This is a genomic window from Devosia beringensis, from assembly GCF_014926585.1.
GTDB classification, from domain to species: Bacteria; Pseudomonadota; Alphaproteobacteria; order Rhizobiales; family Devosiaceae; genus Devosia; species Devosia beringensis.
Genome location: NZ_CP045422.1, coordinates 296,179 through 308,882, shown reverse-complemented (window position 1 = coordinate 308,882; position 12,704 = coordinate 296,179). Strand labels below are relative to the sequence as shown.

At 65.2% G+C, this 12,704-nt stretch carries 10 protein-coding genes; 6 read left to right on the top strand and 4 right to left on the bottom strand.

Annotation, left to right across the window (positions count from 1 at the left end; genetic code table 11):
* Positions 1 to 193: 193 nt before the first annotated feature.
* Together nirD and nirB are read right to left on the bottom strand one after the other, a co-directional pair.
* Positions 194 to 526, bottom strand: coding sequence for a nitrite reductase small subunit NirD (gene nirD, locus GDR53_RS01610; RefSeq protein WP_193336383.1), 333 nt, complete (start codon positions 524 to 526; stop codon positions 194 to 196).
* 11 nt (positions 527 to 537) lie between these two features.
* Positions 538 to 2,982 (bottom strand): nitrite reductase large subunit NirB, encoded by a 2,445-nt coding sequence (gene nirB, locus GDR53_RS01605; RefSeq protein ID WP_193336382.1) that lies wholly within the window; start codon positions 2,980 to 2,982, stop codon positions 538 to 540.
* A 472-nt stretch (positions 2,983 to 3,454) separates the two neighbouring features.
* On the opposite strand from nirB, the gene GDR53_RS01600 reads away from it, so the two are divergent.
* Positions 3,455 to 4,642 (top strand): Ppx/GppA phosphatase family protein, encoded by a 1,188-nt coding sequence (locus GDR53_RS01600; protein ID WP_232846696.1) that lies wholly within the window; start codon positions 3,455 to 3,457, stop codon positions 4,640 to 4,642.
* Positions 4,632 to 5,372 (top strand): RlmE family RNA methyltransferase, encoded by a 741-nt coding sequence (locus tag GDR53_RS01595; RefSeq protein ID WP_193336380.1) that lies wholly within the window; start codon positions 4,632 to 4,634, stop codon positions 5,370 to 5,372. Before GDR53_RS01600 ends, GDR53_RS01595 begins: the two co-directional genes overlap by 11 nt.
* A 121-nt stretch (positions 5,373 to 5,493) precedes the next feature.
* Here the strand turns inward: GDR53_RS01595 and GDR53_RS01590 are convergent, their stop codons facing one another.
* A complete protein-coding gene (locus GDR53_RS01590) occupies positions 5,494 to 6,885 on the bottom strand; it encodes an MFS transporter (RefSeq protein ID WP_232846695.1) in 1,392 nt (463 codons plus the stop codon).
* Positions 6,886 to 6,887: 2 nt separating this feature from the next.
* Complete coding sequence (locus GDR53_RS01585) at positions 6,888 to 8,258, bottom strand: MFS transporter (RefSeq protein ID WP_232846777.1); 1,371 nt, start codon at positions 8,256 to 8,258, stop codon at positions 6,888 to 6,890.
* A gap of 347 nt (positions 8,259 to 8,605) precedes the next feature.
* Between GDR53_RS01585 and guaB the strand changes: the two genes are divergently transcribed.
* The 4 genes from guaB to GDR53_RS01565 all read left to right on the top strand — a co-directional run bounded on the left by guaB (position 8,606) and on the right by GDR53_RS01565 (position 12,699).
* Positions 8,606 to 10,108: an IMP dehydrogenase gene (gene guaB / locus GDR53_RS01580; protein WP_193336378.1), complete on the top strand. Its 1,503-nt coding sequence runs from the start codon at positions 8,606 to 8,608 to the stop codon at positions 10,106 to 10,108.
* Between the two features lie 444 nt (positions 10,109 to 10,552).
* Complete coding sequence (locus tag GDR53_RS01575; RefSeq protein WP_193336377.1) at positions 10,553 to 10,978, top strand: MAPEG family protein; 426 nt, start codon at positions 10,553 to 10,555, stop codon at positions 10,976 to 10,978.
* A gap of 9 nt (positions 10,979 to 10,987) precedes the next feature.
* Entirely contained in the window at positions 10,988 to 12,280 is a 1,293-nt protein-coding gene (locus tag GDR53_RS01570) for an RsmB/NOP family class I SAM-dependent RNA methyltransferase (protein ID WP_193336376.1), read from the top strand.
* Positions 12,277 to 12,699 carry a hypothetical protein gene (locus GDR53_RS01565; RefSeq protein WP_193336375.1) on the top strand — a complete coding sequence of 141 codons (423 nt, stop codon included), beginning with the start codon at positions 12,277 to 12,279 and terminating at the stop codon, positions 12,697 to 12,699. The genes GDR53_RS01570 and GDR53_RS01565 overlap by 4 nt, the downstream gene beginning before the upstream one ends.
* The last annotated feature ends 5 nt before the right edge of the window (positions 12,700 to 12,704 follow it).

Genomic DNA, 12,704 nt, shown 5'->3' with positions numbered 1-12,704 from the left:
CCGCCTCGAACCTCTCCTGCTAAACCGCTGATACAAAAAGATATACGACGTCTCTCTGACGCTGTTGCCGCAGCCGCCTGCGCTGTTGTCGCAGCCAGGAGCGGCCGGATTTGGGTCCGGTCAGGGTGCGGATTGACCCGCCTTTTCGCCCAAGATCCCGCGCCGGTCGCGACGACAAGACGTCAGCTTGACGCTATTCGGCAGCCACCAGCGCCAGTTCGGGCGCCATCAGGATACGCCCGTCCACCACGCTGACGGCATAGGTCCGCACCGCGCCCTCGTCTGCGCCCTGTGCCTTTCCGGTGGCCAGGTCGAACACCCAGCTATGCAGCGGGCAGGTGACCGCAGCCCCATGCACAATCCCCTCGCTGAGCGGTCCGGCCCGGTGCGGACAGCGGTTTTCCAGCGCAAAGATCTGGTCCTCCTGGGTGCGGAACACCGCGATCTTGCCGCCCGGTATGTTGACGCAGCGCGCCCCGCGCCGGGGTATGGCGTCCACGCTGCCGATATCGATCCAACCGCTCATGACCTGCTCCATCACTCTGCCGCCACCGGCATGCCGAACTCGGCCAGGGCCGCAAATTCATGCGCATCCTTGCCATTGACGCGCTCCTCCCAGGGGTCGATCTGGGCAAAGGTCTGCGAATAGACAAAGCGCTCGTAATAGGCGCGCCGCTTGTCGCGGTCATCGACGACATTGGCCAGGATCGACGGCGTGCCCACCCGTTTGGCCCATTTGTAGATCCGTTCCAGATACCGCCCCTGTTCGCGATAGAGCTGGGTCAGCGCCACGATGATCTCGAGCGCCTCGTCCTCGCTATCGGAATGGCACAAGAGCTCGGTGCCCTTGATGTCGAGCCCGGCAGCGCCGGCAAAGTGGATGTCGTAGCCACTATCGACGCAGATCACCCCGATATCCTTGCAGGTGGCCTCGGCGCAGTTGCGCGGGCAGCCCGACACCGCCAGCTTGAGCTTGGCCGGCGTCCAGGCGCCCCACATGAACTTCTCGATGCGGATGCCCAGCCCAGTCGAATCCTGCGTCCCGAAGCGGCACCAGTCCGAGCCGACGCAGGTCTTGACCGTCCGCAGCCCCTTGGCATAGGCGGCGCCCGAAACCATGCCGGCGGCATTGAGGTCGGCCCAGACCCCCGGCAGGTCCTCCTTCTTGACTCCCAGCAGGTCGATGCGCTGCCCGCCGGTCACCTTGACCGCCGGAATGGCGAACTTGTCGGCCACATCGGCAATGGCGCGCAGCTCTTTGGGGCTGGTCATGCCGCCCCACATGCGCGGCACCACCGAATAGGTGCCGTCTTTCTGGATATTGGCATGCACCCGCTCATTGATGAAGCGGGACTGGCCGTCGTCCTCGTATTCGCCGGGCCAGTCGGAGACGAGATAGTAGTTCAGCGCCGGTCGGCACTTGGCGCAGCCGCAGCTGGTCTTCCATTCCAGCTCCTGCATCACCGCGGGGATCGATTTGAGCCCCTTGGCGATGATCAGCCGCCGCACATCGTCATGGCCATAGTCGGTGCAGCCGCACATCGGCTGCACGGCCGCCGGATTGTAGCCCGCGCCCAGCGTCAGATGCAGCAACTGCTCCACCAGATGCGTGCACGAGCCGCACGAGGCCGAGGCCTTGGTGAAGGCGCGCACGCCGTCGAGCCCGGTCAGGCCCTTGCCGGTAATCGTCTGGGTGATCTTGCCCTTGCACACGCCGTTACAGCCACAGATCTCTGCCTCATCCGGCAAGGCTGCAACGGCCGCCATAGGGTCCAGGGGGGCGCCCCCCTGATACGCCTGGCCGAACACCAGGGAGTCGCGCATGTCGCGCGTATCCACCCCGCGTTTCATCAGGTCGAAAAACCAGGGTCCGTCCGACGTCTCGCCATAGAGCACGGCGCCGATGATCCGGTCATGCTTGAGCACCAGCCTTTTGTAGATCCCGGCGCTGGCGTCGCGCAGCACGATCTCCTCGCGGTCCTCGCCCTCGCCGAAATCGCCTGCCGAGAACAGGTCGATCCCGGTCACCTTGAGCTTGGTCGAGGTCACCGAACCCTGGTAGTCCGCCTTCTCCCCGATCAGTGTATCGGCCAGCACCTTGCCCATCTCGTAGAGCGGCGCGACGAGGCCATAACAGGTGCCGCGATGCTCGGCGCATTCGCCCAGCGCAAACACATGCGGGTCTTCGGTCCGCATCTGGTCGTCCACCACGATGCCGCGATTGACCGCCAGGCCCGCATTCTTGGCCAGCGCCGTGGCCGGGCGAATACCCACCGCCATCACCACCATGGCGCAGTCGATCACCGTGCCGTCGGCCAGTTCCACCCCCTCGACGCGCTCTGTGCCCAGCACCTGCTTGGTATTGGCTCTCGTGATCACCGTGATGCCACGATCGGTGAAGGCCTTTTCCAGCAGGTACCCGGCCGCCGGATCGAGCTGGCGCTCCATCAGCGTCGGCCCCAGATGCAGCACGGTCACGTCCATGCCCTGCATCTTGAGGCCTGCCGCCGCTTCCAGCCCCAGCAACCCGCCGCCGATCACCACCACCTTGCAGCCCTTGCCGGCAGCCAGCATCTTGTCGACATCGTCGAGATCGCGATAGGTCACCACGCCCGGCAGCTGATGCCCCGGCACCGGCGGAATGAACGGGCTCGATCCGGTGGCGATCACCAGGTGATCGTAGTCGGCGACGATGCCATTGGCCGAGACCACCCGCATAGCCACCCGGTCGATCAGCGTGACCGGCGCGCTCTTGTGCAGCACCACGCCGTTTTCCGCGTACCACTCATCACCATGGGTGATGATCTCTTCATAGGTCTTTTCGCCCGAGAGCACCGGCGACAGCATCAGCCGGTTATAGTTCACCCGGGGCTCGGCATTGAAGATGGTGACGGCAAATCGCCCCGGCGCCGCCTCGAACAGATGCTCCAGCATCCGTCCCGGCGCCATGCCATTGCCGATGATGACCAGTCTCTCGCTCATAGGTGCTCTCCTGTTCGGCGCGGCACAAAACAAAAAAGCTGCCAATCGAGGCGCGCCGGGAAACCGGTCGCGAAACGATTGGCAGCTTTGCCATGCGGGGGCGCCCAACGCTGGACGCCAATGTCTGTGGGCTCACTGCAAGCCCTGCACACCGGATTGCACAAACCGTGCCAAGCCCGCTCATCTGGAAAAGCGCTGCAAGGGCAGCGGCTTACCGGACAGTGCTGAATCAACATGGCCATGCCTTCAGCGCCGTATCGCCCATTCCTGCGGCAATCTGCCTATTGTCTTTGCAGCCGGCACATTTGCCGTCTTCTGCATCAGAGCCCTGCCGCCGCCGCATGCCATCGGCAATGCATTGCATTGCGCTTGTCGGCCCCTTGCTCTACCGTCGATCCCGACACGCAATTAAGTGCGATCGGGCGCTACCGGCCAGTTCCGGGACGGCGACCGCGCACATCAGGAGATCAATGTGACCGATTCCGATCGGTCCGCCGCCGTACCTCCGTCCTCGGACGAGCCGGCACTCCGTACCCCCACTGGTCCTGACCAGGCGGGGAGGGCAGGGACCAGTCGGCCTCCTGACCAGACGGACACGCGGACAGCGCCCGCCCCCAATCCGACTCGCAAGCATCGCGGTCCGCTTTATGCGGCGCTCGATCTGGGCACCAATAACTGTCGCCTGCTGATTGCCCGCCCGCACGACCACGGCTTCCGCGTGCTCGATGGCTTCACCCGCATCGTCCGGCTGGGCGAGGGTGTCTCGGTCACCGGGCGCCTCGGCGATGCCGCCATGGAACGCACCATGGAGGCGCTGCGCCAGTGCCGCAACAAGCTGCGCGAGCACCAACCCGCCCGCATGCGCCTGATCGCCACCGAAGCCTGCCGCATTGCCGAAAACGGCCCCGCCTTCCTGGCCCGCGTCAAGGAGGAGATCGGGCTCGATCTCGAAATCGTCGATCGTCGGACCGAGGCCGAACTGGCCGTCACTGGCTGCGCCGACCTGATCGACATGGAAACGTCCGGCGCCCTGATGTTCGACATTGGCGGTGGCTCGTCCGAACTGGCCTGGCTCGATTTCCGCGGCGGCCGTCCCAAGTCGCAGGGCCGCATGGCCGCATCCATCCGCTCCTGGCAGTCGCTGCCGGTCGGCGTTGTCTCCATTGCCGAAAAGTTCGGCGGCGTCGATGTCACCCCGGCGATCTTCGAGGCCATGGTGGCCCATGTCAGCGAGCACCTGCGCCAGTTCCGCGGCCGCGAAAAGCTGCGCCAGATGATTGCCAGCCACGATGTGCACCTGATCGGCACCTCGGGCACGGTGACCACCCTGGCGGGCCTCCATCTCGGCCTCGAGCGCTATGAGCGCCAGAAGGTCGATGGCTTGTGGATGCAGCGTGCTCAGGTCGACGAGACCATGAAGGTATTGTTGGCCATGCCCTTCGAGCGCCGCGTCGCCCATCCCTGCATCGGCCGCGACCGTGCCGATCTCGTCTTGCCCGGCTGCGCCATTTTCGAGGCCATTCGCCGCGAATGGCCCACCGACCGCGTGCGCGTCGCCGATCGCGGCTTGCGCGAAGGCATACTCATTTCGCTGATGGATGCCGACCGGGCCCGGTCGCGTGCCTCGCGCTATCCTCGGAGAACTCCCAATGGTGGATAAAGCCCTCGGTACCGGCGGACGCAAGTCCGAAAAGGACCTCAAGATCCGGCTCAAGACGGCCAAGGGCCGCAAGACCGGGTCGACCAAATGGCTCGAGCGCCAGCTCAATGACCCCTATGTCGCCAAGGCCCGCGCCGCCGGCTACCGCTCGCGTGCGGCCTTCAAGATCAAGGAGATGGACGAGCGCCACCACCTCTTCCGCCCCGGCATGCGCATCGTCGATCTGGGCGCCGCGCCCGGCGGCTGGTCGCAGGTGGCCGCCCGCGCCATCGGCTCCACCGATGCCAATCCGCTGATCGTCGGCATCGACTATCTCGAAATGGATCCCATCCCCGGCGTGAAGCTGCTGATGAAGGATTTCACCGATGACGACGCCCCGGCCATGCTGATCGAGGCCATGGGCGGCAAGAAGGCCGACCTAGTGATGTCAGACATGGCCTGGCCGACCACCGGCCATCGCCCCACCGACCATCTGCGCATCGTCCAGCTCATCGAGATTGCCGCCGCCTTCGCCCTCGACGTGCTGGCGCCCAATGGCGTCTTCATCGCCAAGGTGTTCCAGGGCGGCACCGAGCATGAACTGCTGCACATGCTCAAGCGCCACTTCAAGACCACCCACCACGCCAAGCCCCCCGCGAGCCGTTCGGATTCCGCCGAGGCCTATCTCATCGCCAAGGGCTTCAAGGGCAGCAATGACACCGTCCCCGGCGCGGGTGAATACGACCGCTAGAGCGTTTTCAGTAAAAGTGGCTTCACTTTTCCGGTTCGAAAACGCGACAAACCAAAGTGCTGGAGCTATTGAGCCGTTTCAGAGAAACGGTGAAATGCTCTAGACAGTCGGCTGGGGCGCCTTAGTGCTCCCCGCCGCCATGCGGGCCACTGGTCAGCTGGTGGCCGGCATTCCTGGGCAGCCGCAGGAACATCACCGTCGAGATCAGGCACACCGCGGCCAGCACCATGAAGGCGAAGTGGAAGTCCGCCAGCAGTAGTTCGCCGCCGCGCAGCGCCTGGCTGGCCTCCAGCATGCCACCACCCAAAGCCACGCCCAGCGCAATCGACAGCTGCGTCGAGACCTGGCTGATCACATTGGCCTGGCCGGCATCCTTGTCCTCGATATCGGCAAAGACGAAGGCATTGCTGCCCGTCCAGAAGATCGATTGCCAGAAGCCGACAAAGACCAGCATGGCCACGATCAGCAGCACCGCCGTCTCGGGGGTGTAGAGCCCCATCGCTAAGAGGCCCAGTGCCGAGATCGCCGTCGACAGCGCCAGCGCCAGCCGGAAGCCCATGCGCATGAACATCCCATTGGCGACGAACTTGGCGACGATCGCCCCGATGGCGCCGGCAAAGGTGATCATGCCGGATTCGAACGGCGTATAGCCAAAGCTCAGCTGCAGCATCAGCGGGAACAGGAAGGGAATAGCCCCCTGGCCGAGCCGGAAGAAGGTCCCCGCCACCACCGCACTGCGGAAGAAGGGAAACCGCAGCAGCCGCAGGTCAAACAGCGGATTGTCGGTGGCCAGCGCATGCCGCGTATAGAGAAAAGCCAGCGCCAGCCCGATGATCGTGGCGCCGACCCCCACCATGGGCGGCAGCGCCGGCAGGCTGATCACCGAGGTGCCGAAAGCGAACAGCGCAAAGGCCGGTGCCGCCAGGCTAAAGCCCTTGAAATCAATGGCCCGCGGCGCCACCCGCACCGTGTCGGGCAGGAACTTGCTGACCAGCGCAATACCCAGAATGCCGATCGGCACATTGATCAGAAAGATCCAGTGCCAGGAAAAATAGGTGGTCAGGAACCCGCCAAAGGGCGGCCCGACAATCGGCCCGATCAGCCCGGGAATGGTCAGCCAGGCCATGGCATTGACCAGGTCATGCCGCGGCGTCGAGCGCACCAGCACCAGTCGCGCCACCGGCGTCATCAGTGCACCGCCCATGCCCTGCAGGAACCGCGCCCCGACAAAGGTCGTCAGCGAGTCGGCAAAGGCACAGGCGATCGAGCCGAGCACAAAGACCGCCATGGCGACACGGAACACGTTGCGCGCGCCGAACCGGTCCGCCATCCAGCTCGAGATCGGGATGAAGATGGCCAGCGCCACCAGATAGGCGGTCAGCGCCAGCTTGAGCGAGATCGGGTCGCTGCCGATATCGTCGGCAATCGCCGCCAGCGAGGTGGCAATGACCGTGGAGTCCATGTTTTCCATGAACAAAGCCGTCGCCAGGATGAGGGGGGTAATACGGGACAAGGTCAATTTGCCGGATCTGGCGTCCGGTCACGCCGCTTGAGGGCGCTGTGGCCGGAAACGTCGCTGCCGGCATCCACCGGCAGTCGCCAGTAGATGACGCTGGCCAGCGCGCTCAGCGCCCCGACCACGAAAAACGCGATCTGGAAGTCGACCAGTTCCAGCGCAGAGCCGCGCATCTGCGTGCTGATCTCGAGAATGGCGCCCGCGACCGCCACGCCGAAGGCCACGCTCAGCTGCTGCGCCACTGCGACGATGGCGGTGGCCTGACTGGCCTCGGCATCGCTCACATCGGCATAGCCCAGCGCATTGGCGCCGGTAAAGAATACCGAGCGCAGCACCCCGCCCGCCAGCAGGATCGCCATCATCAGCGGCACCGGCGTATCGGCCTCGAACAGCCCCTGCGCGGCAATCAGTCCGCCGCCGAAAAACGCCGCAAAGCCCAGGGTGCGCGGAAAGCCGAACCTTGCATAGACCCGCTCCGCCAGGAACTTGCTCATGATGGCGCCGACGGCCGAGACGAAGGTGATGGCGCCCGACTGGAACGGCGTCAGCCCGAAGCCCAGCTGCAGCATCAGCGGCAGCAGGAACGGCACGGCGCCGACCCCGACCCGGAAGAACGAGCCGCCGATGATCGCCGAGCGGAACAGCCGGTGCCGGAACAGGGCGGGATCAAGCAGCGGATGCTCGGTGCGCCGCGCATGCCAGAAATACAGCACCCCGGCACCCACCCCGATCGCCAGCGTGGCATAGCCATAGGCGATCGGTAGCGCCGGCAGGCTGACCACCGAAAGTCCGAACACGGTGCCGGAAAACGCCACGGCCGCGATCAGGAAGCCCTTGAAGTCGAGCTTGCGCGGCGCATGCTCCTCGGGCACCTGCAGATAGATGCTGACGAGGATAATGCCGGCAATGCCGATCGGGATATTGATCCAGAAGATCCAGTGCCAGCTGAGATAGGTAGTGAGAAACCCGCCGATCAGCGGCCCGGTCAGCGGCCCCAGCAGCGCCGGAATGGTCAGCCAGGCCATGGCCGATACCAGTTCATTGCGCGGCGTCGAACGCACCAGCAGCAGCCTTCCCACCGGCGTCATCATCGAGCTGCCAATGCCCTGCAGGAAGCGCGATCCGACAAAGCTTTCCAGCGAGAACGAGAATGAGCAGGCCAGCGAGCCCAGCATGAACACGATAATGGCCGCCCGGAACACGTTCTTGGCCCCGAAGCGGTCGGCCATCCAGCCGCTGATCGGAATGAAGATGGCCAGCGCCACGAAATAGGCCGTCAGCGCCAGCTTGAGCGCAATCGGCTCGCTGCCGATATCGCTGGCAATGGCGGGCAGGGAGGTCGCGATCACGGTCGAATCCATCTGTTCCATGAACAGGGCGACCGCCAGGATGAGGGGTGTGGCGCGGATCACGACAATTGAACCGGGGGAGGAATCGGAAACATCGCGAATGCGACCCCCGCACTATGAACGCGCGACCCGCTCCTGAGAAGCCTCAATGCCATCTTGTATGGTAGAATTATTCTCTTTGCGGCCATGCGCTTGGCTCATCCGCCGGCGCTGCCTTCATGTCAAAACCGTCATGCGGGCGCCCCCCCTATGCAAGCCCCGCGGCCGGTGCTATTGACCCTCGCCAACCTGAACCCGACGAAACCACTTCCGCCCGGTTCAACATCCTTCATGTTCTGATCCATTCAGAAGTCCGGAAAGGTCTGGCCTTGGCGAAGATTATTACAACGATCACTGGCGACGCGGCTTTGACGTTTGACGACGTGCTGCTGCAGCCCGCCCGGTCCGACATCCTGCCGACCGAAACCGACATTTCCACTTTTGTGACCAAGGATATCGCGCTCAACCTGCCGATCCTCTCCTCGGCCATGGACACGGTCACCGAAAGCGCCATGGCCATCGCCATGGCCCAGGCCGGCGGCATGGGCGTCATTCACAAGAACCTCACCGCCGAGCAGCAGGCCGAGCAGGTCCGCATGGTCAAGTCGTTTGAAAGCGGCATGGTCATCAATCCCATCACGATCGGCCCGGACGCCACCCTGGCCGATGCGCTGTCGCTGATGCAGTCCAATCGTATTTCTGGCATTCCGGTCGTCGAGAATGGCGGCAAGGGCGGCCGCGCCACCGGCAAGCTGGTCGGCATCCTGACCAATCGCGACGTGCGCTTTGCCTCCCATCCGGCCCAGCCGATCCGCGAACTGATGACCTTTGAAAAGCTCGTCACCGTGCGCGACGGCATCTCCAAGGAAGAGGCCAAGGTTCTGCTGCATACCCACCGCATCGAAAAGCTGCTGGTTGTGGATGCCGATTACCGCTGCACCGGCTTGATCACCGTCAAGGACATCGAAAAGGCCCAGCTCAATCCAAACGCCGTAAAGGATGAGCACGGCCGCCTGCGCGTTGCCGCTGCCTCCACCGTCGGCGATGCCGGCTTCGAGCGCTCGCTGCAGCTGATCGATGCCGGCGTTGACCTGCTGGTCATCGATACCGCCCATGGCCATTCCGTCCGCGTTGCCGAAGCCGTCGAGCGCGTCAAGCGCGAGAGCAATGGCGTGCGCATCGTCGCCGGCAATGTCGCCACCGCCGAGGCGGTCAAGGCGCTGATCGATGCCGGCGCCGATTCCATCAAGGTGGGCATTGGCCCCGGCTCGATCTGCACCACCCGCATCGTCGCGGGCGTCGGCGTTCCCCAGCTGGCGGCCGTCATGGCCTGCGCCGAAGAGGGCGACCGGCACGGCATTCCGGTCATCGCCGATGGCGGCATCAAGTTCTCCGGCGACATGGCCAAGGCCCTGGCCGGCGGCGCGTCCTGCGTCATGGTCGGCTCGCTGCTCGCCGGCACCGATGAAAGCCCCGGCGAGGTCTATCTGCACCAGGGGCGCTCGTACAAATCCTATCGCGGCATGGGTTCGGTCGGCGCCATGGGCTCGGGCTCGGCTGATCGCTACTTCCAGCAGGATGTGCGCGATCAGATGAAGCTGGTCCCCGAAGGCATTGAAGGCCAGGTGCCCTATAAGGGCGCTGCCGGCGCCGTGTTGCACCAGCTCGCCGGTGGCCTGCGCGCCTCCATGGGTTATACCGGCGCCCACAATCTCAAGGACTTCCGCGACAATGCGGTCTTCGTCAAGATTTCCGGCGCTGCCCTCAGCGAAAGCCACGTCCACGACGTGACCATCACCCGCGAATCCCCCAACTACCGCTCCGGCCGCTAGGCCGGGGCAGGGGGACTTCTCACCTGTAGACCGTCACCCTCGGGCTTGACCCGAGGGCTCTACACTTGCCGAAAGTCGGTCACATTGTGCCGTTTATCCTCGCGTCCCGACCCCGTGCCATAATCAGGCCCATCACCCCGCATGGGCGGCCTGCAGGCGAACAGTGGCGCGGTGAGCCGGGTGGAGGTTTTGCCTCTTCCACAGGTTCCAAGTTCGGTTGCGACAGGGCGAGCGACCCCTAGGACCGGACAGTCCCAAAAACCGGCACCCCGAGGCGAGCGTCGTCTCATTTTTTAAATTTACCAGAGGCGATCGCCGCCTCGGGGTCCGTCCACCTGCCTCCAACCGCCCGGTTATCGCCGCGCGGATCCTTCCCCTGCCAGAAATGCCATGCATCCAGAAGCCCTTGCCGCGCGTATAGGACACTTTAGCGGAGCTGCACTCATGCCCCTCGTCGCCAAGCTCCTGATCCTGTCCATCGCCGCCCAGGCCTTGCTGACCGTGGCCATCCTTGTGCTGATGGGCCGCGAGCGCGTGCCGCGCGTCATGTCGGGCGAAATTCCCATGGCCGACATTGCCGTCGAGCGCACCGCCTATCCCCTCCGGGCGCGGCTGCTCTCCAACAGCTTCGACAACCAGTTCCAGCTGCCGGTGCTGTTCTACGTCGCGGCCCTGCTGGCCCTTCTGCTGGGCGGAGTCACCTGGCTCGAAGTCGTCGCTGCCTGGCTCTTCGTGGCCCTGCGCTACGTCCACGCCATCATCCATGTCACCACCAATCACGTCCTGCGGCGCTTCACTGTCTACAGCGCCGGCCTTGCGGTTCTGGTCATCCTCTGGCTAATGGTCCTCTTTCGCGTCTTCCTTACCTGAGCTTGCCCCATGCGCCTTCCAGGCCGCCTCTCTGCCGCTATTGCCGTGTTGACCGATGTCGAGACGCGCAAGCGCCCGGTCTCCGAAGCGCTCAAGGCCTGGGGCATCGCCAACCGCTTTGCCGGGGCCGGTGATCGCGCCGCCATCGGCAACCTGGTCTATGACGCCCTGCGCCGCCGCGCTTCGCATGCCGCCCTGATGGCCGATGACAGCCCGCGCGCGCTGGTGCTGGCCGTCGCTATCCGCGATTGGGCCATGGACCCCGCCGCCCTCAATGAGAGCTTCGCCACCGACGATCACGCGCCCGCGCCCTTGAGCGTCGAAGAAATCGCCCGCGTCACCGGCCCCTTGCCCGAGGACACTCCGGCCTATATCCGCGCCGACGTGCCCGAATGGCTCGCCGCCTCGCTCGAACGCGCCTTTGGCGAAAACTGGATCGCCGAGGGCGGGGCCATGGCCGGCCGCCCCTCGCTCGATCTGCGTACCAATGCCCTCAAGGCCCAGCGCGACCGCGTGCTCAAGTCGCTTGACCGGTTTCACCCCGTGCCCACCGCCATTGCCGCGCTTGGCGTCACCATGCCGGCCGGCCCGGGCGATGCCCGCACCCCCAATGTCACCACCGATGAGGGCTACCTCAAGGGCTGGTTCGAGGTGCAGGACCAGGGCAGCCAGATCGTCGCTGCGCTCGCTGGCGCCGCGCCGGGCGACCAGGTGCTCGATCTGTGCGCCGGCGCGGGCGGCAAGACCCTGGCTTTGGCCGCGGCCATGGGCAACAAGGGCCAGATCTTTGCCTATGACAGCGACCGCAACCGCCTGGCGCCGATCTATGACCGGCTCAAGCGCAATGGCGCCCGCAATGTCCAGGTCCGCGCCCCGCTGCCCGGCGCGCTCGACGACCTCGTCGGCAAGATGGATCGCGTCATCATCGACGCCCCCTGTACCGGCACCGGGACCTGGCGGCGCCGCCCCGATACCAAGTGGAAGCTCTCTCCCGAGCTGCTGGCGCAGCGCGTCGCCGAACAGGCCGCCATTCTCGCCGAGGGCCAGCGTTTCCTCAAGCCGGGCGGGGCGCTGGTCTACATCACCTGCTCCATCCTGCCCGAAGAGAATGATGATCAGGTTGCCACCTTCATCGCCGCCCATCCCGGCTTCGGCTCGGCCGATGCGAGTGCCCTCTGGCAGACCGCCTTCGGCAGTGCCGCGCCCGCCGGCACCCTGACGGCCGGCGGCGGCATCGCCCTGACCCCGCGTCTGACCGCCACCGATGGCTTCTACGTCAACATCCTGCGCCGCGCCGCATGACGCAGGAGCAGCCCGAGGCCGAAAAACGGCGCGCGCTCATCACCATCCGCATCTTCATCATTGCGGGCGTGGCCCTGGTCGCCAGCGCTGCGGCGGCGCTCTGGTTTGCCATGCCGGCCCCCGATACCAGGCACGTGCTTGCCGCGCCCTCGGGAAACCGGTCCGTCGAGCTGTCCGAGCGCTGCACGCCCATGGGCTGCCAGCGCGTCACCATTGCCGACATCATCCAGCCCGATGGCAGCCACCGGCGCAGCGGCTGCCTGCCGCAGCGCGCCGAGACGACGCCGCTCTTTGCCACCGTTACGGGCCGCTGGTCGGCCGGCGAGGATAGCGTCAGCGTGGATTTTACCCCCGATGAGGGGGCATCGGGTACCATGACCATCGTGCTGGCCGACTGCATCCTGCCCGAGGGGCAGTGAACCGT